The organism is Streptomyces roseoverticillatus, from assembly GCF_000719265.1.
GTDB classification, from domain to species: Bacteria; Actinomycetota; Actinomycetes; order Streptomycetales; family Streptomycetaceae; genus Streptomyces; species Streptomyces roseoverticillatus.
The window spans coordinates 47,875-71,687 of the sequence record NZ_JOFL01000027.1; the positions used below are offsets into that span (position 1 = coordinate 47,875).

A 23,813-nucleotide genomic window follows, 5' to 3' on the forward strand; every position below is an offset into this window, starting at 1 on the left:
CATCCGTCCCGCCGGCCGGCTTCGCGCTGTCCTCGGCTCACGCGTCAGCCGCCGTTGCCGGTGGAGCCGGTGGAGCCGGTGCCGCCGGTCCGCAGCCGCAGGGGTTCCTCGAAGAGGACGCAAGCGGGAACCCTGCCGTCCGCGTCGCGCCCTTCACGCCGGCTGCACTGCCGCCGGGGACACGCGTACGTGCCGGCCGGGATGCGGGGCCGCTCCAGGCCGGGCAAGGGGCTGTAGACGTCAGGGGCGGGCGGCACGGTGCCGCGGGTGACGGGCGGGAGCGGGATCCCGGCCCGTGCGCACACCTCGAAGGCGGAGACGGTCCCGGCGCGCAGCCCTTCGATGCCCTCCTCCAAGAGGTCCAGCCGGGGCCCGCTCCAGCGCTCCCGCAGCTCCGGCAGCAGGCCGCACAACTCACCCAGCGCGCTTCGCTCGTCCATTCCCAGCCCCCCAACTGGCCCGGCATTATGCCGCGTTCAGCATAGACGTACGACATGCGCGTGCGAGGACGTCGCTCCGGGATCCGGCTGACGGCCCGGCACGGGGGGCGACCTGGACAAGGCCGTCGGCGCCCTGCGGCAGTGCGCTCCGACGGCTTCCGGCCGGGACGCGGCGCCCCCTCACGCCGTCCTGGAACTCCGTGCGGAGCATCCCTACCGGCCGAGCGTGTGGGCGCCGTTCCTGCACATGGGGCCGTGAAGGGGGCCTACGGGGCCGGGCAGGTGAGCTGTTCCGGGGTCTTCGTGCTGATCAGGTACGCGGTCTCGCGCTCCCGCGCGCAGGCGGAGTTGAAGTAGGACACGTGCCCGTTCACGTCCGTGACCAGCAGCCGGCTGCCGTCGATCTCCTGCTGGAGGCGGCGGCCGCCGGCCAGGGGCGTGGCCGGGTCGTGGGTGTTGGCGGCGATCAGGACGGGGGGCGCGCCGCGCACCGTCGTCGGCTGCCACGGGCTCGTCGCCTTGACGGGCCAGTCCGCGCAGCTGGCGGAGATGACCCAGCCCTCCACGGCCGCGCCGGTGCGCGGAGCGGTCTTGCGGGCCTGTGCGAGGCGGACCGCCGCGTCGGCGTAGCCGGTGAACTGCGGCGGGAGGTCCAGGCAGGAGACGGCGGTGTAGGCGCTGTCCTGCTTGCCGACGTAGCTTCCGCCTTCGACGAGGCCCGTGGCGTCGTTGTGCCGGTCCGCGGCGGCCAGCCGCTCGGCGAGCTTCGCCCACGCGTCGATGCCCACGGCGTCCTCCAGCAGGCGGATGCGTACGAGCTGGTCGGGCAGGGCCATACGGATCCAGTCGCCGTTGACGGCGGGCCGTCCCTTCGCGCCGGGCGCGGGGATCGGGGTGCGGTCGGCCCGGGCCACGACCCGGTCGTAGACCTTTCCGGCGTCCTCGCCGTGCAGGGCGCACGCGGTGTCCCGGGCGCACCATGCGGCGAACCGGTCGAACTCGCCCTCCATGACGGCGGCTTCCTCGAGCATGAAGCGGGTGGGGCCCGAGGCGTGGTCGACCGGGCCGTCCAGCACCATGGCCCGGATCCGCTGGGGGAACAGCTGGGCGTAGGTCGCGCCGAGGTAGGTTCCGTAGGACACGCCGAGGTAGTTGAGACGCCGCTCGCCGAGCGCGGCGCGGAAGGCGTCCATGTCGCGGGCGACCGAGGCGGTGTCGACGTGGCGGACGAGGTCGCCGTGCCGGGCCAGGCACCGCTCGCCCCGGGCCCGGCTGTTCCGCTTCATCTCCTCGTACTCGCGGGCGCTCTTGGGCAGGACGACCTGGCCGGGGTCGAGCACGGGCCCGCAGTCGAGCGGCCGGCTGCCTCCGGTTCCGCGCGGGTCGAGGCTGACGATGTCGAACCGGTCCCGCAGGGGCCCCTTGAACAGGGTGTCCGCGTACCCGTAGGCGAGCATGGAGGCGCCCTCCCCGCCGGGGCCGCCGGGGTTGAAGAACAGCGCTCCGACGCGGTGCTTCTGGTCACGGGCCGGTACGCGGGCGACCTTGACGTCGGTCCGCTCCCCGGCCGGCTTCTTCCAGTCGAGCGGAACGCGCATCGTGCCGCACTGGACGGGGTATCCGGCCGGCGCTTCGGCACATGGCTGCCACGCAACAGAAGACGTGGGATCGGGGGCTGCTTGAGCGGAGGCTGCTTGAGCGGCGGGAGCGACTGCGGTCGTCACCAGTAAGGTCAGGGCGCTGAGGGCCACGCGTCGGCGTACGGGGCGCGGGGCGTGCCGTAGTCCGGTCTTGTTCATGGGCCTATCCCAACCCGGTTGCGATCAGGCGAGCAAGCGGGATTTGCGACGACGCTTCCCTTGCGCGCCGGTGAGCGCGATCAGCCGGCCGGATGCGCGGGCTGCTGCTCCGGTACGGCGTGCGGCCCGTGGTGCAGGGAGGCGGCCCGGGCCTCCATCGGGCCCGCCATGAAGGCGAGGATGCAGGCGGAGACGATGAAGGCCATGTGGATCGTGGTGCCCCAGACGAGCTCCTGACGGGACGTGTGGTGGATGTTGACGAACATCTGCAGGAGGTGGATCGAGGAGATGCCGACGATGGCCATGGCGAGCTTGACCTTGAGCACGTTGGAGTTGACGTGCGAGAGCCATTCCGGCTGGTCCTTGTGGCCCTGCAGGCCGATGCGCGAGACGAACGTCTCGTAGCCCCCGACGATCACCATGATCAGGAGGTTGGCGATCATCACGACGTCGACGAGCTTGAGCACGGCCAGCATCACCGTGTTCTCGTCCGTCCGGCCGTTCAGCACGCCGTGGACCAGGCTCCACAGCTCGCCGAAGAACTCGTAGACGTACACGGCCTGCGCCGCCACCAGCCCGAAGTACAGCGGCGCCTGCAGCCACCGGGTGGCGAACAGGGCGTACCCCAGCGAGGGAACCGCCGCCCCGTCGGCCGGACCGTGGACCTCCGCTGCATACCCGCCGCGAGCCTTCACCCTGTCTCCCCTCGTCACGTGCGTGCCGCACCCAGAGCAGGCTTGCCCAGACGGGTGCGGTCTACAGGTGACAGGGGTGCGGTTCCCTCGTGTAGGTGAGGGAGTTGCGGCACCCTGTATAAAAGCTGCATGGCACACATATCACGACGGCGTTCCCTGGTACCGGCCATGACCGCGGCACTCGCCCTGACGGCCCTTCTGGGCCCGGCCGCCGGCGGTGCGGCGGCGGTCACGTCCGCGGCCGGGACCCGCACCACCCCGGCCGCCGCCGGTGACGACCGCGCCGTGGTGGCGGGTCTGGAGCGGTACGCCCACCCGCTGCGCGGCACCGAGCCCGGCGGGTCCGCGGACGACCTGCGGGCGTTCGGACGGATGACCCGGGGCGCGGACATCGTCGGCCTCGGCGAGGCCTCGCACGGTTCGAAGGACGTCTTCACCGTGAAGGAGCGGCTGTTCCGGCAACTGGCCGAGCGCGAGGGCTTCTCCGCGTACGCCATGGAGATCAGCTGGTCCGCGGCCGTCCGCCTGAACACGTACCTCCGCACCGGCGAGGGCGACGTCCGGCAGATCATGCGCGACGAGTTCCAGGACGGGTACTCCCTGCTGAACACGGAGGAACTCGCCCACCTCTTCAGCTGGATGCGCGAGTACAACCGCAGCGGCGCGCACCAGCTCCGGATCGTGGGCCTGGACTACTCCGACGCCGGCCCCGAGCAGTACGACCGCATCCTCACCTGGGCGGAGCACAACGAATCCGCCCTCCTGCCCGAACTCCGCCGCCGCTACGCCGCGCTGCGTGCCCTGCCCGCCGGCGTGGCCACGCGCATGGCGGCGTACAACGCCCTGCCGCTCGCCGAGAAGAAGACGATGGCGAAGGACGCGGAGGCCGCCTACCAGCTGCTGTCCAAGGCCGGGAAGCAGGACCCCTGGGTGCTGCAGGAGGCCCGGGTCCTCTCCCACATGGCCGCGGAGTACACCGTCGACTGGAGCGACCCGGCGCAGGCGAAGGCCGCGAGCCGCCTGCGCGACCGGACCATGGCGGAGACCGCCGTGTGGTGGCAGCGGCGGACCGGCGAGCGGATCGCCGTCTCGGCCCACGACGGTCACGTCTCGTACGAGACCGTGATGCCCGAGGCCTACCCCGTCACGATGGGCGCGGACCTGCGCGAGCTCGCCGGCCGCAAGTACCTCGCCGTCGGCACCTCCCTCTACGGCGGCGACTACCGCGCCCGGACGGCGACGGGCGGGACGGGGACGTACAGCGTCGGCCCGGCCGCCCCCGGCAGCAACGAGTACACCCTCGGCAAGGTGCGCCACCGCGACTTCTACGTCGACCTGCGAGCCGCCGGCCGCGACCCGGTCGTCAACGGCTGGCTGACCACGGCGCGCCCCACGTTCGTCATCCCCGGCCGCTACCCCAACGAGCCCACGCCGCCGCTCGCGCTGGGCCGCGCGTTCGACGTCGTGGTGCATCTGCACCACGTGCGGGCGTCCGTGCCGGTGCCTCCGGCACAGTAGCCGCGCCCCTCCGGCCCTTCACCCGCACGGGTGAAGGGCCGGTTCCGCCGCCCGCTCCGCTCACTACCCTCGGGGTCCGTTCCGAGGTCATGGTGAGGGAGCCCGGCCGATGCACACGCAGTCCGACGACCCGTCAGGTTCGCCAGGTTCGCACGGGAAACACCCGGCGCCCGACCCGTGGCGGGGGCGCTACGCCGCCCGTACGAGCGGGATGATCGCCTCCGAGGTGCGGGCCCTGTTCGCGGTCGCCGCCCGGCCCGAGGTGGTGTCGCTGGCCGGCGGGATGCCGAACGTCTCGGCGCTGCCGCTGGAGGCCGTCAGCGCCGTGACGGCCGACCTCGTGCTGCGGCAGGGGGCGGTCGCGCTCCAGTACGGGTCCGCGCAGGGCGTCGCGTCGTTACGGGAGAGCATCTGCGACGTCATGGCCCTGGAGGGCATCACCGCCCGCCCGGACGACGTCGTGGTCACCAGCGGCTCGCAGCAGGCCCTGGACCTGGTCGCCAGGGTCTTCCTCGACCCGGGCGACACGGTGGTCACCGAAGCGCCCACCTATGTGACGGCCATCAACACCTTCGCCGCGTACCAGGCCCGCATCGCGCACGTGCCGATGGACGGCGACGGCGTCGTCCCCGAGGCGCTGGCCGCCGTCTTCGCCCGGCTGCGCGCCGAAGGCCGCACCCCCAAGTTCTTCTACACGGTGCCCACCTTCCAGAACCCGGCCGGCGTGACGCTGCCGGCCGCGCGGCGGCCGCACGTCCTCGACGTCTGCCGGCGCGCCGGGGTGCTGGTCCTGGAGGACAACCCGTACGGGTTGCTGCGCTACGACGGCGAGCCGGTGCGCGCGCTGCGGGCCGACGCGGCCTGCGGTCACGACGTGGTCTACCTGGGCTCGTTCTCCAAGACCTTCGCCGCCGGGCTGCGCGTCGGCTGGGCCCTCGCCCCCGCGGCCGTGCGCGACAAGCTGGTGCTCGCGGCCGAGTCGGCGATCCTGTCCCAGTCGCCGTTCACCCAGCTCGCCGTCGACCGCTACCTGCGCACCCAGCCGTGGCCGGAACAGCTCAAGGCCTTCCGGGAGATGTACCGCGAACGGCGCGACGCGATGCTGGAGGCCCTCACCGCGTACATGCCCCCGGGCGTGACCTGGACGACCCCGGCCGGCGGGTTCTTCGTGTGGGCCACGCTGCCGGGCGCGCTGGACGCCAAGGCCATGCTGCCGCGGGCCCTCGCCGCGCGCGTCGCCTACGTGCCCGGCACCGGGTTCTTCGCCGACGGCGGCGGGCGGTCCCACATGCGCCTGTCGTTCTGCTACCCGCCGCCGGAGCGCATCCGCGAGGGCGTCCGGCGCCTCGGCGAAGTCGTCGCGGAGGCGACCAGGCTGCGCGACGCCTTCGGCGCGGCGGCCACCGCCGGGCGGTCAGCAGGTCCGTGACCGGCGGCCGGCTGTCGGCAGTCGGCAGTCGGCAGTCGGCAGTCGGCAGTCGGCTGCGGGAACGGTCATCTCCTCGGCCTCGTCTGCGGCGGCGGGCCCTTCTCCGCTGCCCTGTCCCGGAAGAGTTCAAGGTGACGGGCTCAAGGTGACGGGCTCAAGGAAGGGCTCACCAGCTCGCCGCGGACCAGCGCGGCCGGCATCCGCTCGGCGGTGTCCTCGGTGAGCGTGATGCCGACGCCGGGGTGAGGTCACCGTCGCGCCCGGCCTGGACCGGCAGGTGCCCGAGGACCGCCTGCGGGGGCTCCTGGACAGCGTGACGTACAAGGGCGCACGGTTCTTCGGCGCCGACCTGACCGGCCTTCAGCTGCGGGCCGACGAGCTCAACTGGCCCTTCAGCACCGGTGCGACCCTGACCGGCCCGGTGCAGGACCTGCTCCTGTTCGCGTTCGGTCGCAGGCTGCCGGAAGGCCGGCTCAAGGGCGCGGTGCCGCGGGCCGATGCTGCGGGCTGAGCCCGCCGGCCGTGCGGCGGCGTCAGCCCAGGCGGATGGGCGGCATCATCTCCCTGGCGCGGCGCCGCGCCCTCAGGCCACGGACGCGGCCCGGCGCCGTACCAGGAAGTCCTGCACGGTGAGGGTCACTGCCAGGTACAGGTAGACGGTCGAGGCCCCGAGCAGACCGGTCCGCGTGGTGTGATCGATCCACTTGTCGAGGCCGATGTGCACCGCGAGGGAGACGAGCCAAAGGGCCGTGGTGGCCGGCGCCCCCTTGCGCAGCATCTGTCCCCCGGGCGCCCGCCACACCGTGACCGTGCGGGCCCGCACCACGCCGAACCCGGCCGCGACGAGGAAGCACGCGGCCACGAGGGCGATGGTGGCGGCGCCCAGCGCGTGCTCCTTCACCACGGAGGCCACCCCGAAGGCGAACGCGAGCACCCCCATCACACCGAGGAATCCGAGCAGCGCCACACCGCCCTTGCCGTGCACGGGCCGGGTGCGCAGTTGTCTGCGTATCACCAGAGCGACGATCACGATCCCGATGACGATGCTGGCGTTGTTCACGGCCGGATCCCCCTTGTCCCGCCGTCTCGTGACGGCCGGCGTGCTGTGCATACGTAGAAGTATTCTGCGTACGTAGAAGCGCTGTGCGTACGTAGACGTATCAGAACATCACGAGGCGCGTGCCTCCGAATCAGTGAACCCCGAACGGGCGGGCCGGCGGGGGAGCATGGTGGCGATCGCCACGGACAGGGCCGCACAGACCACCGCGCTCGCCCACACGACCGCCGGCCCAGGGCGTCCGCCAGTGCCCCCGCCGCCATGGCCCCCAGAGCGAGCCCGCCGCCCGTCACGATGCCCACGGCGGCGAACACCCGCGTGCGCGCCGCGCCGTCGAAGGCCGCAGCCAGCAGGGAACTGCCGCCGGTCAGCAGGGCGGCAGCCGCGCCGGCCCCGGCCGCGCCGCGCGCCACGTCCAGCAGCACGACGCCGTCCGCCACCAGGGCGCTCACCCGCGACGCCGCCGCGAACAGCACGCCGCCCGCGGCGAACACGCGGCGTCGGCCGAAGCGGTCGGCCGGCTCCGGCACGCCGAGCAGCGCGGCCAGCCGCTCCCCGGCCCCCGTGCCCGGCGCCGGGGTGTGCAGCAGCAGAGGTCCCGGCCGGCCGCGGCGCCTGACGGGCGCGGCATTCCGCGGTCACGAACTTCCGCCATATGACGGCCAGTCTGCCGACTGCACTCGAAAACAGGCACCTGACCAGCAGTGACAGCGAACTACTACCGGAGTAAATATCGCCGGTCGTTGAAGGCGAAGAAGGCGGCGGTGAGTAAATTGTCCGCGATGCCCAGGACACATTCAGCCAGTGCACCGGCCGCGGCCGGACGGACTTCCGATGCGTTCACCGGGCCCCGCACGCCCGGCCGGAATCCCCCGCCACCGGGATGCTCTCGACGAAATCAGACGGCGGCGGACAGACGGCACATCGAGGGCCGGTAGGCAGCACCACCTCGGATAGCAAACCGCGTAAAGAACGTTTCAAGAAACCCAAAGGTAGTTGCGGGGTACACGGGCATCTTGCTTTAGTGATCACCGAGGCTGGCCACACGGGGCCGGCTCATACGATCCGCGCACTTCAACAGTCGTGACAGTCGGGGGAAGACTGCCGTGAGCATGCCTGAAGATTTAGACCGGAGTCTCAGCGGGACTCCGTCTTCGCCGAGTCAGTATCCATGCCGGCAGACGTCAATGCGGCCATGGCGACGCCCGCCTTGCTTCCCGGCTTCAACGCCGGCCTAAATATTACGGCACAACGATTTCACGCTGCCGTCCGCTGACTTTCCCTTCGCGAACTGCCCTGTCTCAGCACGGTCACATCGTGCTGCCCGCCTGCCGAGCATCTTCATCGCCGCCGAGGCCGATTTCAGTGATCGGCCGTAACGGCCTCTCCCCTGTTCCGGGCCTACTTGCCGCGCGCATCGCGTTGTCAATAGGTGACCAACAAGCAGAGAGTCATGCCAATGAACCAGAGGCGCACACCACTCCCGCAGCCGCACCAGCACACGATCATGGACTGCACGGTACGTGACGGTGCTTACTCCGTTAATTTCCAGTTCGATATGAAGACGATCGAGACCCTGCTCGCCGAGATCAGTTCGGCGGGTGTGGAATGGATTGAAGTCGGCCATGGCCTGGGCATCAGGGGCAACACGATCGCCGAATCAAACATCACCGATCTGGAGTGGTGCGGGATCGCTTCGCGGCTCCTGCCCGAGAACGTCAACTGGGGCATGTTCGCGGTGGCGGACTACACGTCCCCCGCGGATCTGGAACCGCTGGCCGACGCCGGGATGAAGTACACCCGCATCGGGTCCGACATGACGTCGTACGAGAATGTGTACGACCATGTCGCCCGTGCCAAAGATCTCGGTCTGACGGTTTTCGTCAACCTGATGAAGTCCCATGTCTACGACACCGAAAAGGCCGTAGAGATCGCCACCCGGATCGAGAACTCCTGCGATCTCGATGGCCTGTACTTCGTCGATTCAGTGGGACAGTTCCTCCCCGAGCGCACGGCACAGCTCTTCAGCGAGGCGGCACGTCAGCTGAAGACGCCGCTGGGTTTCCACGGGCACAACAACCTGGGTCTGGCCAACGCGAACTCCCTGGCCGCGATGGATAACGGCGCCTCGATCGTGGACTGCACGCTGGCGGGGCTCGGCCGGGATGCCGGCAACGCCGTGCTCGAGCACATGGCCGGGGTGCTGGAGCTGCAGGAAGGCAAGCGCATCTACAACACGGATGCACTCGCCCACACCAGCGAGCACTGCGTCTCCCGCCTGGAGACGCTCAAGGCCGACCGCGAGCTGCAGGTTCTCGGCGCACTGTACGGGCTGCACTCCAAGAACTTCCCCGCCATCACCGCCGCGGCCGAAAAGTACTCGCTCAGCCCCGTGCAGCTGATGGAAGCGGTGAAGCCGACGGCCTATCAGAAGGACCTGTCGAGCGCTGACATCGAAGCCATTGCGAAGTCCTTCCTCGAGACGGAGTAATCAAGTGAACGTGAAGGTCTACCCGTACGTCGTTGATCAGCAGCAGGACGTCGTCCTTGAGGATCACGACGGCTACAAGGCCTCTGTCCGCCGACTGGCGAGCACGCTGAACGAGCCGTTGCCGATCGACCTCGCCCAGCTCATCTCGACGGAGAAGATGCCCCTCCTGGTCGGCAAGTTCCGCGAGCACCGCGCCGCCGGCCATGACGGCATGGACCTCGGACAGGTCTCCCTCGGGGACTCCCTGATGCTGTCGTCCATACCTCAGATCTGGGGCGCGGGGCTCAACTTCCTGGCTCACGCGAAGGACCTGGAAGCCACCCAGGACGATTTTCCGGGCTCATACAACCGCCCTTACACCTGTGTGATCGCCAATGGCGACGCCATCAAGATTCCGCGGCAGTCCTCCCGCGTCACCGCCGAGGCGGAGCTGGGAGTCGTGCTGGGGAAGACCTGCAAGAACGTATCCGCCGAGGACGCGTTCGACTACATTCTCGGGTTTACCACCAGCCTCGACATGACGGATGAGGGCGCCCTCCGGCAGAACCTCCGGTACATCGCGTGGAGCAAGGGCTTCGACACCTTCGCGAGCATCGGCCCGTCCTTGATTCTGCGGGACCAGGAGCAGTTCGAGGACCTCAAGGACATCCGCATCACCACATACCGGAACGACGAGATCGTCGCGAGCAACACCGTCAGCAACATGAAGTACAGCATCGGCCGGCTGATCGAGTACTTCTCGGCCGGCCGCACGCTCCCGGCCGGCACCGTGATCTCGACCGGAACTCCCGGAGCCGCGGTGATTTCCCCCGGCGACACCGTTCGCGCAGAGGTCTCCGGCGTAGGCGTACTGGAACACCCCGTCGAAGCAGCCTAATCGTAGAAAATCGAGTGAGGACTGAGAATGGTATTCGAGGCCAAGCACTTCGACACCCTCGCCGAACAGGGTTACTGCGTGATCGAGAACTACCTCGATCCGGAGACCGTGCAGCGCCTGCGCACGGTGTCGGAGGATATTCTTTCGCGCGGTGACGGCACCATGCCGCCGAGCCTCTTCCTGGAGAGCTCCGAGCTGAAGAACGCTCTCTTCTCCGAGAAGTTCGACGACATGGTGGCCGAGCTCAGCAACAAGGTCGGCTCGCTGCTGCTGTACCCGAACTTCACCGTCCGGAAGGCCCTGCTCATCGGTTGGCACATCGATGACCGCATGTTGTCGAAGCCCGTCAACAAGCCCGGCGATTTCCCCGCGATCCTGATGTTCAACATTTTCCTCCAGGACAATGACACCGTCCACGGCGGGGGCATGGACATCGTCCAGTCGAGCCCCCTGCGCTCCCGGGAAGAGCGCGAGGAAATCGTCAGCAATCACGAATACACGCCGGAAAACACAATCCCGAGCAAGGCGGGCGACCTGGTGATCTTCGATTACCGCGCCGTGCACCGCGGGACCCACCCGCAGATCGAGTCCGATGTGGCACGCCTCGCCCTGCAGTGGACACTCTCCGTCGGTAACGCTGTCACCCAGGACTACCTGAAGTATCTGCGCGCCCGGCTGACGAAGAAGCTGCACATCTCGGACTACACCAACCACAAGGCGAGCAACTTCTTCGCCGACCTCCCCAACGTCACCCGTGAACTGATCGAGGAGTCCTGCGGCAAGCCCGTCTTCTCCGACGGTCTCGGGTACCGCGGTCTGTCCGACATCGTGGAAGAGGATTCTCACTGATGCCGAACGTAGCACGTGTGATCCTGGATTCCCTCTGGGACGAGGGTGTTTCGACATTCTTCATGGTCCCGGGGAAGATGATCAACGCATTCATGTCGAACTACCGCGATGCCGACCGCGACGGCAATCCCCGGATTGCACCCGTGATCGCCGCCAACGAAGGCGGTGCGACGGCCATGGCCGACGGTTACGCCCGAGCCGCGGAGCGGCCCGGCGTGGTGATGGCGCTGGACGGCCCGGGTGTGGCCAACAGCGTCGGGATACTGATCAATGCGAGTGCGGACCGATCGCCCGTCATCCTGCTGTCGGGACACATCCCCAGGGGTTTCGACGCCCATGACGCGCTGCAGGACGTGACGCCGACGGGTATCGATATGGCGGCAGTGCTGGAACCGGTAACGAGCTCGTCACTGCAGGTGCGAAGCGATGAGCACCCGATCCGGTACTGGAACCGCACTCTGAAGAAGCTCGTCGAATGCCCGACGCGCCCTGTGTACCTGTCCTACGCCGCGGATGTGCTGGCCGCGGACAGCAGTGAATCCGCTGTCAGCACACGCTCGTTGTCGACCTCGCGCACGATGTGCGACGAGCAGGACCTCGACCGCGTGCTCGCTACGATCAACGCGTCGGCGAGTGTCTCCGTACTGGTGGGCTCGCATGCCAACAAGCGGGATGTGCGGACCCTGCTGACCCGGCTGTCCGAATCCCACGACATCCTTGTCGGCTCCACTGTGGACGCCAAGGGAGCCTTCACCGAGAGCCACCCGAACAGTGTCGGCGTGTTCGGGTACTCGGCCAACCTGCGGGCGACCGAACTCTTCACGCAGCAGACCCCCGAAACAGTGCTGCTCCTGGGTTGCCGTCCCACGCAGTTCAACACCAGCGCCTACGACGCCCGTCTCTCCAGTGCACAGAACGTCATTGAGGTGACTTCTTCGGTCGAGGACATCGGCAACTTCGCTCCGGGCTCCCGGACGCTGCTGTGCGACGAGCTGCTGTTCCTGGAACGGTGGGAGGCCTCGTTGGCCGACCAGGTGTTCACCGAGAACGCGGCACTGCGGGAACGCGCCGAGCGCACGCCGCTATGGGAGAGCATTCCCGAGGACACCGACACCATGCATCCCGCGCGTGCGGTGGTGTCCCTGAACAAGTGGCTGAACGACCGCTGGTGCGTTGCGGACATGGGCAACCACCGGTCCTTCGCCACGCACTACTGGACGACGCACATCGACGCCGGCTTCTACTCCAGCACCAACATGGGTGTGATGGGCTGGGCCTTCGGTGCCGGTATCGGTGTGTCGTTCGCCCGGGAAGAGCCCGGTCTCGTCATCTCGGGTGACGGCTGCGCCCTGATGAACGGCATAGAGATCCAGACCGCCGTCCGGTACCGCCGGAACATCATCTTCGCGATCTTCGACAACGCGAGCTACGGCGCAACGCGCATGAACAACAGGCAGAACCTGCCGGAGTTGAGCGTTCTGCCGGATCACGACTGGGTGAAGTTCGCCGAGTCCGTCGGGGCGGAGGGCTTCCGGGTGACGTCGGTCGACGAGCTGGAAGCCGTGGCGGAGAAGATCAAGGACAGCGACGGTGTCCATGTCCTGCACGTCATCGTCGACCGCGATGCCGGCACCCCGGCACAGTCGTACCGGGAGAACCTGAAGTCCTTCACCCGGTCGAGGACCGGGAGCAATGCATAGTACGGCCCGGCCGACACGGATCTGAGATGCACACAGCACAAACAACGAGGTAGGCGGCGGAGATGTCTGGTGCGAAGTCGAAGTTTACGAGCAACGAAGTGCGCGTACTCTTCTTCGCTTTTTTCAGTGTTGTCATCGGCTTGATGGCAGTAGATTTTTTCAACCCATCTCTCCCGACCATCCAGAAGGACTTGGATGTCGGCCAGGGCACCATGAAGAACCTCATCGTGTTCTACATGATCGTTCTTGGTCTGGCCCAGTTCTTCTACGGCAGTTTCTCTGATGCCAAGGGCCGCAAGATAGCCCTGGCGACAGGACTCGGTGTCGCGGCGGTGGGTCTGTTCGTGGGATACACCGCCCACAGCATCGTCGCGCTGGACATCTCCCGCGTGCTCACTGCGCTGGGCACTGCCTCGTGCACCGTGATATCCCGGGCGCTGATCGTCGACACACTGCAAGAGCCCGGAAAGCTGCGTAAGGCGTTTTCCTACTTCTCGATGGCAAGTCAGCTGTCGCCGGCCATCGCTCCCCTGATCGGCAGCTTCATCGGTGTCCACTTCGGCTGGCACGTTCAGTTCCTGCTCTTTGCCGTAGCGGTCGTCGCCGGGCTGATCATGATTGCTTCGCTGATGCCGGAGACCCATCCGGCATCAGCGCGCAATCAGGGGCGGACGGGCAAGGTGCAGGCCTATACGACCGTTCTCAAGAACGTCAACTTCACGTCGTACAGCATTGCTTCCGCGCTGATCTTCTCCTTCACCATCGCGTTCTACGCGACGGCACCCTTCGCGTTCGATGCCCTGGGCGTCAGCCCGGTGGGCAACAGCCTGTTCTACATCCTGTATGCCGTGTCCATCATCTGCGGCTCGTTCTGCAACAGCTGGATCAGCTGGTCGCCGACGGACACCTACATCCGAGGCCTCGTGGCATACCTGGTGGTATTCGTGGTCTCGGCATTCTCGGACCTGGACAGCAGTCTGGTGAAGATCGGTCTGTTCTCGGTTGCACTGGGCTTCATCTCCGGCATGATCGCTCCGCTGACCCTGACCCTGAGCATGACCACGGTGGAGACGGCCCGCGGCGCGGCCAGCGCGGTACAGGGTGCCATCAAGATGTTCTTCACCGGCCTGTTGCTGCTGGTGTTCGACAGCGTCGTCATCACCGGGTTCACCGCTATTGTCCTGATATTCATCGGGTTCGCGGTGGCGCTCCTGGCGCTTTACATGTTCACAACCGCCGCCAACCGAAAGGAAAAGGTCAGTGCGTAATACGACGGCCCTGGTGCTGGGCGGGACATCGGGCATCGGCCTGGGGATCGCGCGGAGTCTCGCCGCACACGGGGCGACCGTCACCATTGCGAGCCGCGACCAAGGAAAGGCCGACCGGACAGCGGCGACCATCACGGTTCCGGCCGGCGCGGTGAGCGTTTCCGGGATCGGTCTCGACCTTTCCCGCCCGGAAGGAATCGCGGACGCGCTGCGGCGGCACGGGAAAGATTTCGACATCGCCGTGCTCAACGGTCCGGGGTACCGGCCCGGCAAGGTCGACACCGTGACGGCGGATGACTTTTCGCAGGCGTACAGCTCGATGTTCCTGTCACTGCAGCAGGTTGTCGACTCGGTCGTCGGCAGCATGAAGAAGAAGCAGTGGGGCAGGCTGCTGTACGTCTCTTCGAGTTCAGTGATCGTGCCCATCCATGAGCTTGCCGTTTCGTCCGTGGTGCGCTCCGCGGTGAATTCGTACATGAAACTGCTGGCGAACGCGCTAGCCCCGGACGGGATCACCGTGAATTCGGTTATTCCCGGCCGTATCGACACCCCGCGAGTGCAGGCAGTCGATGCGGTGCGGGCACGTGACCGGGGTGTCACCGCCGATCAGGTCCGCGAGGGCGCGGAGAGCCTCATCCCGGTCGGCAGATACGGCACACCGGAGGAGATAGGTGAGCTGGCGGCCTTCTTGTGTTCGGATCGAGCGGGTTACCTCACCGGTTCCGCTTTCCGCTGCGACGGCGGAATGACAGCCGCTTTGTGACGTCTCGCTCCCGGTCCGTCGCCGGCCGACCGGCGACGGACCGGTGTCAGCGCCCGCGGCCCGCGCCCGCGCCCGGCCTCCCACCGAACGCGCCGTCAGCGCCCTTCACCTCCACGAGCCCCCGGAAGGGGCCTTTCGGTCGATCCGTGACCGCTGAGCCGGCACCCTGCGTGGCTACCCTGGCGGGATGAGGATCCCGTCCACGGAAGACATCCGCGCCCTGCACGAGCGGCACGCACCATCCCCCGAGGCGCTGGAACTGGTCCGCACCCACTGCGAGATCGTCTGGAGGGTCGCCGAACGGATCCTGGACGCGTCCCCCGACGGCATCGACCGCGACCTGGTGCGCGCCGGCTGTCTCCTGCACGACATCGGCGTCTACCGCCTCTACGACGACACGGGAAGGGCCGACCTCACCGGCTACGTCCGGCACGGGGTGCTGGGGCACGAACTCCTGAGGGCCGAGGGGCTGCCCGAGGAGATCTGCCGGTTCTGCTCCTGCCACGTGGGCATGGGCCTGACCCGGCACGACGTGCTGCGGCGTCGGCTTCCCCTGCCCGCCGCGGACTACCTGGCGGTCACGCAGGAGGAGAAGCTCGTGATGTACGCGGACAAGTTCCACAGCAAGACCTCGCCCCCGCGCTTCGTCGCCGCCGACACGTACGCCGCCCACGTCCGGCGCTTCGGCCAGGACAAGGCCGAGACGTTCACCGGTCTGCGCAAGACCTTCGGCGATCCGGAACTGACCGGTCTGGCGGCCGACTACGGTCACGCCCTGACCTAGCGGCGCCACGGGGCGTTGTCAGTGGTGGGTGCGACCATCGCGGTCATGGCTGACACGACCTTCAACGCCCGGTGGCTGGGTTTCGCCCCCGCCTCCGGCGCGCGGATCGAGGCGCTGGAGGAGCGCCTCGGTTGCCGGCTCCCGCCGTCGTACCGGGCGTTCCGGTCACCGCCGAGTTCGGCGTCTCGCTGCCGCGCTCCGCCCTGACCTCGCAGGACTGCCGTCTGCACCGGTTCACGACCCGGTCGTGGACACGGCCGCCGGGGCCCGGCGAGACGTACGTGGTCGTGCGCTGGGAGTGACAGCCGGCCCCTGTGCGTAAATGGGAGGCAAAAGGACGTCTTAGGGGAGATCACGCGTGGAAGCGAGGACGGGGCCGGAGTCGTTCCTGGACGGGTACGAGAAGATCCTGACCGATGCGGCCGGTACGGGCCGGCGGCCGGACCGGGCACAGGTCGGGGCCCGGCGGGCGAGTGGTGAGCAGGCGGCGGAGGCCGGGCTGTCGCTGCGTTCCTGTGTGGCGGCCCACCTCGCGGCCACGCGGCGGCACTGGCCCGCGGGGCGCGCCTCCCCGGCGGATGTGGATCGTGTGCTCGGTGCGGCGGAGCTGGCGATCGACGCGTTCGCGGAGGGGTACGAGCGGGCTCAGCGGCTGGCCGCGCGCCAGGAGGAGGCGGACCGGCGGGAGTTCGTCGACGACCTGCTGCACGGCCGGAGTCACCTCGGGCGGCTGGCGGAGCGGGCCGAGCGGTTCGGGCTGCTGCTCTCCCACGCGTACGCGGTGGCCGTGGCCGAGGGGGCGGAGCCGTACGACGACTTCCACGCGGTGACCCGGCAGGTGGGCGCGTCCCTCGTCGGCCGGTTCGGCAGCCGGAACATCCTCATCACCACCAAGGACGGCCGGATCATCTGCGTCGCCCCCGGCGACCAGACCGACGTGCTGACGTACTTCGCCAAGCAGGCGTACGCGGCGATCAGTGCGGGCGGGCGAATAGCCGTCGGCAGGGCCAAGGGCGGCGGCGGAGGCGTCGCGCACTCCTACGAGGAGGCCCTCTCGACCCTGGAGCTCGCCGCGCGGATGGGCTTCAACGAGCCCGTGCTGAAGGCTTCCGACCTGCTGGTCTTCCCGGTGCTGGCCCGGGACCGGCAGGCGCTGGCGGATCTGGTGCACACGACGCTGGGGCCGTTGCGCCAGGCGCGCGGCGGGGCGGTGCCGCTGCTGGAGACGCTGACCGCCTACTTCGACGCGGGGTGCGTGTCGGCGGAGGCGGCCCGCACGCTGTCGCTCAGCGTGCGGGCCCTGACGTACCGGCTGCGGCGCATCCACGTCCTGACCGGCTGCGACCCGGCCGACCCCGCGCAGCGCTACACGCTGCAGACCGCCGTGATCGGGGCCCGGCTCCTGGACTGGCCGGCGCGGTCCTGACTAGTCGGTGACCGGGATCCTGCCGTTCGACGGGGCCGCTCCGGCGTCCCGTGCGGGCTGGTCGGCGGTCAGACCCTTCAGGAGCCGGGTGAGGTCGACGCCGGTGGTGGAGCCGATGAGCTCCATGCCCTGGGCGACGTTGTCGGCGACGGTGCGGGGCAGCTTGCCGGCGCCGTCGGTGGAGATGACGGTCAGCTTGTCGATGGCGCCGAGCGGTTCGGCCGCCTTGCCGACGACCTGGGGCAGCACCTCGACGAGCATCTGCAGGACGGCGGCGTCGCCGTAGCGCTCGAAGGCGTCGGCCTTCTTGTTCATCGCCTCGGCCTCGGCGGTGCCCTTGGCGGCGATGGCCGCGGCCTCCGCCTCGCCCTCCTGGCGGACGGCGTCCGCGATGGCCACGCGCCGGGCGCGCTCAGCCTCGCCCTGCTTGGCGCCCTCGACGGCGACGGCCTCGGCCGCGGCGATCGCCGCCAGCCGCTCGGCCTCCGCCTGCTTGACCCGGGCGACGCGCTTGGCTTCCGCCTCCTGCTCCGCCTCGTACCGCTTGGCGTCGGCGGGCTTGCGGACCTGCGTGTCGAGCTGGCGGTCGGTCAGGGCCGCCTGGCGCTCGGCGACCTTCTCCTGCTCGACGAGGATCTGCTGCTGGCGGTCGGCCTCGGCCAGCGGGCCGGCGGCGTTGGCCTGGGCCGCGGCCGCGTCGGTCTCGGCCTTGATCTCCGCCTGCCGCAGGTACAGGGTCCGCTGCGCGACCGCGATCTCCTCCTCGGCCTTCAGCCGCGCCTGTTCGGCCGCCTGGCGGGCGTTGGCCTCGGCGATGTCGGCCTCTTGCATGGCGCGGGCGGCTTCGGGCCGGCCGAGGTCCTCCAGGTAGCTGCCCTCGGTGGTGATGTCCTGGATCTGGAAGGCGTCGAGGACGAGGCCCTGCCCGGACAGGCTGGCCTCGGCCTCCTCGGCGACCTGCCCGGCGAACGCGGCGCGGTCGCGGATGATGTCCTCCACGGACATGCGGCCGACGATGGACCGCAGGGCGCCGGAGAGCACTTCCTGGGTGAAGCCGACGATGCCGCCCTGCTGCTGGAGGAAGCGCTGCGCCGCGGCGCGGATGGCGTCCTCGGTGCCGCCGACCTTGACGATCGCGACGCCTTCCAGGTGGGCCTTGATGCCGCGCAGGGTCACCGCGCCGCGGACGGCGACGGGGATGTGGCGGCTGGAGAGGTCGAGCACGTAGCGCTGCTGGACGAACGGGACGACGAACACGCCTCCGCCGACCACGACCTTCTGGCCGCTGTTGTCGGTGAACACCTGTCCGGTCTGCGGGTCCGTGGACTTCTTCCCGCGCCGGCCGGTGATGATGAACGCCTCGCTGGGGCCGGCGACCTTGTAGCGGGTGACGACGACCAGTGCGAGGAGGACGAGGAGCACCACCACTCCTACGACCGCGGTGACGACTGGGCTCATGGAGAATCTCCTCTCCTGCCTCCCGGGGGACGGCAGGTCGTACTGGCATGACGAAAAGAACGGTCCCGGCGGCGCGCTCAGCGCTCGACCGCGCGCACGGTCACCGACGTGGACGACGGGGCGGCGGTCACCCACACCTCGGCGCCCCGGGCCAGCGGCCCGTCCGCCCTGGCAGCGAACTTGACCGGCTGGCCGGCCAGGCGGAGGAGGACCTCGCCGTATCCGCCGGCCGGAACGGCGGTCACCACGGTGCCGGCGACCCCGACGAGGTCGTCCTTCGTGGGGGCGGAGGGGCTGCCGCCGCGCGCGAGGGCCCGGCTGAACCGGTACGTCAGCCAGCCGGCGCCCGTGCCCGCGGCGGCTCCCGCGGCGGCCGCCGCTCCCGCGCCGAGCCCGGTGGACCCGAGCACGATCGCCCCCGTGAAGCCGAGCATCGAGACGAAGCCCGCGATCACCGGGAGCGACAGCCACCCGTCGAACAGTCCGCTCAGGGCACCGTCGAGCGCACTCTCCAGCACCCCGTCGAACACCAGGGAGAGGACCAGGAGCGCGATCCCCCCGATGCCGAGACCGAGAAACAAGCCCATGAGCACCTCGCACGCCTGACCGACAACCTCGCTGGACGACGGCATCGTGTCAGCAGACGGAGGCGGCGCACATTGCCTGGTTCCGGCAATCTTTACGGCTTTTTAACGCCCCCCTCCCTGCAGCTGCGATCACTAGGGAAAGTCGCTGATCAGGTTCTCTAGACTCCCGGTCAAATGGCCTACGAGTGCCATGAGTTGACCAGGGAGATGACGGCGATGGCGATGGTGACAGTGATGAGGCGCATCCGCAGAACGCTCTTCGCGGCAGGCCTGACGGCCGCGCTCGCGGTCGGCGGCACCGCGATACCCGCGGCGGCGGCCGGTGCGCAGGCCCCCGAGCGCCTTGAGGCGTGCGGGGAGCGGACGAGCGTGTCGGTCTTCCACAAGGGCGGCATACCGCTGCTCGACTGGCGGGAGAACCTGGAGTTCGACGGCCGGGGCACGCTCTGGGTCTCGCACATCACCCAGCACCGGGTCGAGGGGTACGCCCCCGACGGCACGCTCCGGGCGAGCTTCCCGCTGAGCGGGCCCGGCGGCATCCGGCGCGGCCCGGACGGGATGATGTACGTCAACTACGGCGTCAACCCGCTGACGCCGCACGGCGGTATCGTGCGCTTCGACCCCACCGCCGCCGCGCCGAAGCCGGAGAAGGTCGTGGACGGCCTGTCCGGGATCAACGGCCTGGCCGTCGACACGGAGGGCAACCTCTACGTCAGCCGCGAGCTGGCCACGGGCGTCCTCAAGATCCGCCCCGACGGGACGAAGGACGAGGAGTGGACGCGCGGCGCGAACGTCTTCGGCACCAACGGCCTGGAGATCGTCGGCGACCAGCTGTACGCGAGCGTCCTCATCGACGCCTCGTCCCGGATCGTCCGGATCCCCCTCGAGGACCCGGCGCGCCACACCACGGTCACCCGCCTCAGCTCGAACCTGCTCGACGGCAAGTTCCTCGACGACCTCACCGCGTTCAACGGCAGCCTGGTCGTCGCGTCCTTCCGCGACGGCGAACTCATCCGGGTCGACCCCGCCACCGGCCGTTCCTGCACCCTGGTGACCGGCCTCCGCATGCCCACGAGCGTCCGGATCCCGCGCGGCTTCGGCGCCCACGACACCGGGCACACGCTGTTCGTCGTCGAGGCGTCGGGCCGGATCGTACGGGTGACGGTCGGCTGAGAACCGCGGGTGACGGTCGGCTGAGAGCCGGGGAGGAGCTCGCAGGCTCTCCCCGAGCTCGCGGACTCTCCCCGTAACCCGGCTCAGGGCCCGACCGGGAGCCCCTTCGGCTCCTTCACTCGCTTCATGATGATCTGCGAGTTCACCTCGGTGATGCCCGACAGCGTGGTGAGCCGCTCGATCCACAGCCGCTCGTACGCGGCGAGGTCCGCGACCGCGATGCGGAGCAGGCAGCCGGGGCTGCCGAAGAGGCGATAGGCCTCCACGACGTCGGGGATGTCCTGGAGGGCCGCCTCGAACGCCTCCACCGCCTCGCGGTCGCGCTTGACCTCGATGGAGACGAGGACCTCGAAGCTCCGGCCGACGGCCTCGGGGTCGATGACCGCCCGGTAGCCCTGGATCACTCCGTCCTGCTCCAGCTGCCGCACGCGGCGCATGCACGGGGAGGGTGTCAGGCCGACGCGATGGGCGAGCTCCTGGATGGTCAGGCGGCCGTCGGCCTGGAGCTCACGCAAGATATTTCTGTCGATGCTGTCCACCACGCAATTATCCACCACACTTATCGGCCGGTACGGCTCATTTCAGCGATCCAATTGCGCGCGATTCGTCCTATTGTTCCCCTGCCTGGCCGACACGCCTCCGTGGACGGCCGTACTGATCTTGAGAAGGGCGGGCACACGTGGGACAGGTCGTCGTCATCAGCACCGGCGGAACGATCGCCAGCCGCTGGCAGGGTTCCGGCTTCGCCGCCGACGCACGGGGCGGGGACGTCCTGGCCACGGCCGCCGTGCCCGAGGGCGTCTCCGTGCGGGTCGTCGACCTGATGAGCGTGAACAGCGCCCGCCTGACCACGCGCGACCAGCTCGCCCTGCTGCGGACCGTGCACGAGGTGCTGGCCGACCCCGCCGTCGACGGCATCGTGGTCACGCACGGCACGGACACCCTGGAGGAGTCGGCCTTCCTGCTCGACCTCCACCACGACGACCCCCGCCCGGTCGTCTTCACCGGCGCCCAGCTCCCGCTGGAGGCCGCCGACGGCGACGGCCCGCGCAACCTCCACGACGCGCTGCTGGCGGCGGGCTCGGCCGCGCTGCGCGGCCACGGCGTCCTGGTCGCCTTCGACGGGCGGATACACGCCGCCCGCGGCACGATCAAGGTGCAGACCCTGGCAGCCGACGCGTTCGCCGACCCCTCCGGCAGCCCCGTCGCGGACGCCAAGGACAGCCGCATTCTCGTCCACGGGCGTCCCGAGCGCCCGGCGGCGCTTCCTCTGCCGGCCACCCGCGAGGACCTCCCCCGCGTCGACATGGTCATGCACCACTGCGACGCGGACCCGCTGCTGTTCGACGCCGCCGTCGCGGCGGGCGCCCAGGGCATCGTCCTCGTCGCGACGGGCGCGGGCAACGCGACCCCCGAGGTCGTCGCCGCCGTCGAGGCGGCCGTCGCCCGAGGCGTACTCGTCGCCCTCACCACCCGCGTCCCGTCCGGCCCGGTCGCCGAGATCTACACCCAGGGCGGCGCCGTGGACCTCGCCGCCGCCGGCGCCGTCCTGACCGGCACGCTCCGCGCCGGTCAGGCCCGTATCGCCGTCCTCAGCGCCGCGCTCACCGCCGCGGACACGGACGAGCGGACGCACGCGCTGCGCAAACTGATCGGCACCCCGGCCGCCGCCTGAGCATCCCCCCCCACTCCTCCCCCGCACCGCACCCGATCGGATCCCCCCATGTCGGCCCCCGTCACCGGCCCCTCCCGCACCGAGCACGACCTCCTCGGCGACCGCGACGTCCCCGCCGCCGCGTACTACGGCGTCCACACCCTGCGCGCCGTGGAGAACTTCCCCATCACCGGGACGCCCATCTCCGCCTACCCCGACCTCGTCACCGCCCTCGCCTCCGTCAAGCAGGCCGCTGCCCTCGCCAACCGCGACCTGGGCCTGCTCGACGGCCGCAAGGTGGAGGCGATCGTGCAGGCCTGCGAGGAGATCCGGGCCGGGCAGTGGCACGACCACTTCGTCGTCGACGTCATCCAGGGCGGCGCCGGCACCTCCAGCAACATGAACGCCAACGAGGTCATCGCGAACCGCGCGCTGGAGCTCCTCGGCCACGCCAAGGGCGAGTACAAGCACCTGCACCCGCTGGAGGACGTCAACGCCGGGCAGAGCACCAACGACGTCTACCCGACCGCGGTCCGCCTCTCGCTGCAGCTCGCCGCCGCCCGCCTGCTGGAGGCCATGGACGTGCTGCGCGAGGCCTTCGCCGCCAAGGCGGAGGAGTTCGCGGACGTCCTGAAGATGGGCCGCACCCAGCTGCAGGACGCCGTGCCCATGACCCTGGGCCAGGAGTTCGCCGCCTACGCCGTCATGCTGGAGGAGGACCGGGCCCGCCTGGCCGAGGCGTGCGCACTGCTGCGCGAGATCAACCTCGGCGGCACCGCCATCGGCACCGGGCTCAACGCCCACCCCGAGTACCCGGAGCTCGCCTGCCGCCACCTCGGCACGGTCACCGGCGTCCCGGTCACCGTCGCCGGCGACCTGGTGGAGGCCACGCAGGACATGGGCGCGTTCGTCCAGCTCTCCGGCGTGCTGAAGCGGATCGCCGTCAAGCTCTCCAAGACGTGCAACGACCTGCGCCTGCTCTCCTGCGGCCCGCGCGCCGGCCTCGCCGAGATCAACCTGCCGCCCGTCCAGGCGGGTTCGAGCATCATGCCCGGCAAGGTGAACCCGGTGATCCCCGAGGTCGTCAACCAGATCGCCTTCGAGGTCATCGGCAACGACGTCACGGTCACGTTCGCCGCCGAGGGCGGCCAGCTCCAGCTCAACGCCTTCGAGCCGGTCATCGCCCACAGCCTCCTCAAGAGCCTCACCCACCTCCGGGCCGGCTGCCTGACCCTGGCCGAGCGCTGCGTCACCGGCATCACCGCGAACCGCGAGCACCTGGCCCGCCTCGTCGGCCAGTCCATCGGCCTGGCCACCGCGCTCAACCCGTACATCGGCTACGAGCAGGCCACCGCCGTCGCGCAGGAGGCGCTCACCACGGGCGCCGCGGTGCACGAGCTCGTCCTGGCCAAGGGCCTGCTCACCGAGGAGCAGCTCCAGGAGATCCTCCACCCGGACAACCTCGCCCGCCCCCACACGCGCGCGGCCACGACCGTCCGCGCCTGAGACAGTCCCCGCACGACCCCGCACGACCCGAGCACGACCCGAGAAAGAAGAAGTAACCCCATGGCAACGGCGCCAAGCGTCTCGTACTCGATGACGGTCCGGCTGGAGGTCCCCGCGAGCGGGACCTCGGTCAGCGAGCTGACCACGACGGTGGAAAGCTCGGGTGGTTCCGTGACGGGTCTGGACGTGACCGCGTCCGGCCACGAGAAGCTCCGGATCGACGTCACCATGGCGACGGCGTCCACCGAGCACGCCGATGAGATCGTGGAGAACCTCCGCGGCATCGAGGGCGTGGTGCTGGGCAAGGTTTCGGACCGTACGTTCCTGATGCACCTCGGT

At 69.5% G+C, this 23,813-nt stretch carries 24 protein-coding genes and 1 pseudogene; 17 read left to right on the forward strand and 8 right to left on the reverse strand.

Features of this window, described 5'->3' with window-relative positions; genetic code table 11:
- Window positions 1–44: 44 nt before the first annotated feature.
- The 3 genes from IF61_RS0127130 to IF61_RS0127140 all read right to left on the reverse strand — a co-directional run bounded on the left by IF61_RS0127130 (window position 45) and on the right by IF61_RS0127140 (window position 2,934).
- Complete coding sequence (locus IF61_RS0127130) at window positions 45–440, reverse strand: hypothetical protein (RefSeq protein WP_157848686.1); 396 nt, start codon at window positions 438–440, stop codon at window positions 45–47.
- A gap of 266 nt (window positions 441–706) precedes the next feature.
- Complete coding sequence (locus IF61_RS0127135; RefSeq protein ID WP_052393090.1) at window positions 707–2,038, reverse strand: alpha/beta hydrolase; 1,332 nt, start codon at window positions 2,036–2,038, stop codon at window positions 707–709.
- Window positions 2,039–2,319: 281 nt separating this feature from the next.
- On the reverse strand, window positions 2,320–2,934 hold the full coding sequence (locus IF61_RS0127140; protein ID WP_030369160.1) for a TIGR00645 family protein: 615 nt from the start codon (window positions 2,932–2,934) through the stop codon (window positions 2,320–2,322).
- A gap of 168 nt (window positions 2,935–3,102) precedes the next feature.
- Here IF61_RS0127140 and IF61_RS0127145 point away from each other — a divergent pair, with 168 nt between their 5' ends.
- The 3 genes from IF61_RS0127145 to IF61_RS0127155 all read left to right on the forward strand — a co-directional run bounded on the left by IF61_RS0127145 (window position 3,103) and on the right by IF61_RS0127155 (window position 6,392).
- On the forward strand, window positions 3,103–4,452 hold the full coding sequence (locus IF61_RS0127145; protein WP_052393091.1) for an erythromycin esterase family protein: 1,350 nt from the start codon (window positions 3,103–3,105) through the stop codon (window positions 4,450–4,452).
- Between the two features lie 109 nt (window positions 4,453–4,561).
- On the forward strand, window positions 4,562–5,881 hold the full coding sequence (locus tag IF61_RS0127150) for an aminotransferase-like domain-containing protein (protein WP_030369162.1): 1,320 nt from the start codon (window positions 4,562–4,564) through the stop codon (window positions 5,879–5,881).
- A 277-nt stretch (window positions 5,882–6,158) separates the two neighbouring features.
- The gene (locus tag IF61_RS0127155; RefSeq protein ID WP_052393092.1) at window positions 6,159–6,392 is read left to right on the forward strand and encodes a hypothetical protein; all 234 of its coding nucleotides are present in this window, start codon (window positions 6,159–6,161) and stop codon (window positions 6,390–6,392) included.
- Window positions 6,393–6,464: 72 nt separating this feature from the next.
- Here the strand turns inward: IF61_RS0127155 and IF61_RS0127160 are convergent, their stop codons facing one another.
- Together IF61_RS0127160 and IF61_RS37790 are read right to left on the reverse strand one after the other, a co-directional pair.
- Complete coding sequence (locus IF61_RS0127160) at window positions 6,465–6,992, reverse strand: hypothetical protein (RefSeq protein ID WP_245684641.1); 528 nt, start codon at window positions 6,990–6,992, stop codon at window positions 6,465–6,467.
- The gene (locus tag IF61_RS37790; RefSeq protein ID WP_157848687.1) at window positions 6,938–7,468 is read right to left on the reverse strand and encodes an MFS transporter; all 531 of its coding nucleotides are present in this window, start codon (window positions 7,466–7,468) and stop codon (window positions 6,938–6,940) included. Before IF61_RS37790 ends, IF61_RS0127160 begins: the two co-directional genes overlap by 55 nt.
- 977 nt (window positions 7,469–8,445) lie before the next feature.
- Here IF61_RS37790 and IF61_RS0127165 point away from each other — a divergent pair.
- The 10 genes and pseudogenes from IF61_RS0127165 to IF61_RS0127205 all read left to right on the forward strand — a co-directional run bounded on the left by IF61_RS0127165 (window position 8,446) and on the right by IF61_RS0127205 (window position 17,096).
- Window positions 8,446–9,429: a beta/alpha barrel domain-containing protein gene (locus IF61_RS0127165; RefSeq protein ID WP_281178050.1), complete on the forward strand. Its 984-nt coding sequence runs from the start codon at window positions 8,446–8,448 to the stop codon at window positions 9,427–9,429.
- 4 nt (window positions 9,430–9,433) lie between these two features.
- A complete protein-coding gene (locus IF61_RS32795) occupies window positions 9,434–10,306 on the forward strand; it encodes a fumarylacetoacetate hydrolase family protein (protein ID WP_052393093.1) in 873 nt (290 codons plus the stop codon).
- Between the two features lie 27 nt (window positions 10,307–10,333).
- Window positions 10,334–11,155: a phytanoyl-CoA dioxygenase family protein gene (locus tag IF61_RS0127175; protein WP_030369167.1), complete on the forward strand. Its 822-nt coding sequence runs from the start codon at window positions 10,334–10,336 to the stop codon at window positions 11,153–11,155.
- Window positions 11,155–12,855, forward strand: coding sequence for a thiamine pyrophosphate-binding protein (locus IF61_RS0127180; protein WP_078660533.1), 1,701 nt, complete (start codon window positions 11,155–11,157; stop codon window positions 12,853–12,855). The genes IF61_RS0127175 and IF61_RS0127180 overlap by 1 nt, the downstream gene beginning before the upstream one ends.
- Window positions 12,856–12,917: 62 nt before the next feature.
- Complete coding sequence (locus IF61_RS0127185; protein ID WP_030369169.1) at window positions 12,918–14,123, forward strand: MFS transporter; 1,206 nt, start codon at window positions 12,918–12,920, stop codon at window positions 14,121–14,123.
- Window positions 14,116–14,886 (forward strand): SDR family oxidoreductase, encoded by a 771-nt coding sequence (locus IF61_RS0127190; RefSeq protein ID WP_030369170.1) that lies wholly within the window; start codon window positions 14,116–14,118, stop codon window positions 14,884–14,886. The genes IF61_RS0127185 and IF61_RS0127190 overlap by 8 nt, the downstream gene beginning before the upstream one ends.
- Window positions 14,887–15,073: 187 nt before the next feature.
- Window positions 15,074–15,670 (forward strand): HD domain-containing protein, encoded by a 597-nt coding sequence (locus IF61_RS0127195; RefSeq protein ID WP_030369171.1) that lies wholly within the window; start codon window positions 15,074–15,076, stop codon window positions 15,668–15,670.
- Window positions 15,671–15,736: 66 nt separating this feature from the next.
- Window positions 15,737–15,832: pseudogene (locus IF61_RS37795) on the forward strand (SMI1/KNR4 family protein); the annotation flags it as partial.
- A complete protein-coding gene (locus IF61_RS36055) occupies window positions 15,802–15,972 on the forward strand; it encodes a hypothetical protein (protein ID WP_157848689.1) in 171 nt (56 codons plus the stop codon). The pseudogene IF61_RS37795 and the gene IF61_RS36055, both read left to right, overlap by 31 nt.
- A 56-nt stretch (window positions 15,973–16,028) precedes the next feature.
- The gene (locus tag IF61_RS0127205) at window positions 16,029–17,096 is read left to right on the forward strand and encodes a PucR family transcriptional regulator (RefSeq protein ID WP_030369172.1); all 1,068 of its coding nucleotides are present in this window, start codon (window positions 16,029–16,031) and stop codon (window positions 17,094–17,096) included.
- Here the strand turns inward: IF61_RS0127205 and IF61_RS0127210 are convergent, their stop codons facing one another.
- Window positions 17,097–18,554, reverse strand: coding sequence for a flotillin family protein (locus tag IF61_RS0127210; RefSeq protein ID WP_030369173.1), 1,458 nt, complete (start codon window positions 18,552–18,554; stop codon window positions 17,097–17,099).
- Between the two features lie 77 nt (window positions 18,555–18,631).
- Complete coding sequence (locus IF61_RS0127215; protein WP_030369174.1) at window positions 18,632–19,141, reverse strand: TOBE domain-containing protein; 510 nt, start codon at window positions 19,139–19,141, stop codon at window positions 18,632–18,634.
- Between the two features lie 216 nt (window positions 19,142–19,357).
- On the opposite strand from IF61_RS0127215, the gene IF61_RS0127220 reads away from it, so the two are divergent.
- Complete coding sequence (locus IF61_RS0127220; RefSeq protein WP_157848690.1) at window positions 19,358–20,314, forward strand: NHL repeat-containing protein; 957 nt, start codon at window positions 19,358–19,360, stop codon at window positions 20,312–20,314.
- An 83-nt stretch (window positions 20,315–20,397) separates the two neighbouring features.
- Here the strand turns inward: IF61_RS0127220 and IF61_RS0127225 are convergent, their stop codons facing one another.
- The gene (locus IF61_RS0127225) at window positions 20,398–20,853 is read right to left on the reverse strand and encodes an Lrp/AsnC family transcriptional regulator (RefSeq protein WP_030369176.1); all 456 of its coding nucleotides are present in this window, start codon (window positions 20,851–20,853) and stop codon (window positions 20,398–20,400) included.
- Window positions 20,854–20,993: 140 nt separating this feature from the next.
- Between IF61_RS0127225 and IF61_RS0127230 the strand changes: the two genes are divergently transcribed.
- The 3 genes from IF61_RS0127230 to IF61_RS0127240 form a co-directional block, all read left to right on the forward strand.
- Window positions 20,994–21,989 carry an asparaginase gene (locus IF61_RS0127230; protein ID WP_030369177.1) on the forward strand — a complete coding sequence of 332 codons (996 nt, stop codon included), beginning with the start codon at window positions 20,994–20,996 and terminating at the stop codon, window positions 21,987–21,989.
- Window positions 21,990–22,037: 48 nt separating this feature from the next.
- On the forward strand, window positions 22,038–23,474 hold the full coding sequence (aspA, locus tag IF61_RS0127235; RefSeq protein ID WP_030369178.1) for an aspartate ammonia-lyase: 1,437 nt from the start codon (window positions 22,038–22,040) through the stop codon (window positions 23,472–23,474).
- A 60-nt stretch (window positions 23,475–23,534) separates the two neighbouring features.
- A partial coding sequence (locus IF61_RS0127240; RefSeq protein WP_483855230.1) for an ACT domain-containing protein occupies window positions 23,535–23,813 on the forward strand: 279 nt, incomplete at its 3' end.

Coding starts and splice junctions, on each gene's coding strand:
- IF61_RS0127130 (WP_157848686.1), bottom strand. CDS start 440: ATGGACGAGCGAAGCGCGCTGGGTGAGTTGTGCGGCCTGCTGCCGGAG.
- IF61_RS0127135 (WP_052393090.1), bottom strand. CDS start 2,038: ATGCGCGTTCCGCTCGACTGGAAGAAGCCGGCCGGGGAGCGGACCGAC.
- IF61_RS0127145 (WP_052393091.1), top strand. CDS start 3,103: ATGACCGCGGCACTCGCCCTGACGGCCCTTCTGGGCCCGGCCGCCGGC.
- IF61_RS0127150 (WP_030369162.1), top strand. CDS start 4,562: ATGCACACGCAGTCCGACGACCCGTCAGGTTCGCCAGGTTCGCACGGG.
- IF61_RS0127160 (WP_245684641.1), bottom strand. CDS start 6,992: ATGCACAGCACGCCGGCCGTCACGAGACGGCGGGACAAGGGGGATCCG.
- IF61_RS0127165 (WP_281178050.1), top strand. CDS start 8,446: ATGGACTGCACGGTACGTGACGGTGCTTACTCCGTTAATTTCCAGTTC.
- IF61_RS0127175 (WP_030369167.1), top strand. CDS start 10,334: ATGGTATTCGAGGCCAAGCACTTCGACACCCTCGCCGAACAGGGTTAC.
- IF61_RS0127180 (WP_078660533.1), top strand. CDS start 11,155: ATGCCGAACGTAGCACGTGTGATCCTGGATTCCCTCTGGGACGAGGGT.
- IF61_RS0127185 (WP_030369169.1), top strand. CDS start 12,918: ATGTCTGGTGCGAAGTCGAAGTTTACGAGCAACGAAGTGCGCGTACTC.
- IF61_RS0127195 (WP_030369171.1), top strand. CDS start 15,074: ATGAGGATCCCGTCCACGGAAGACATCCGCGCCCTGCACGAGCGGCAC.
- IF61_RS0127210 (WP_030369173.1), bottom strand. CDS start 18,554: ATGAGCCCAGTCGTCACCGCGGTCGTAGGAGTGGTGGTGCTCCTCGTC.
- IF61_RS0127215 (WP_030369174.1), bottom strand. CDS start 19,141: ATGGGCTTGTTTCTCGGTCTCGGCATCGGGGGGATCGCGCTCCTGGTC.
- IF61_RS0127220 (WP_157848690.1), top strand. CDS start 19,358: ATGGCGATGGTGACAGTGATGAGGCGCATCCGCAGAACGCTCTTCGCG.
- aspA (WP_030369178.1), top strand. CDS start 22,038: ATGTCGGCCCCCGTCACCGGCCCCTCCCGCACCGAGCACGACCTCCTC.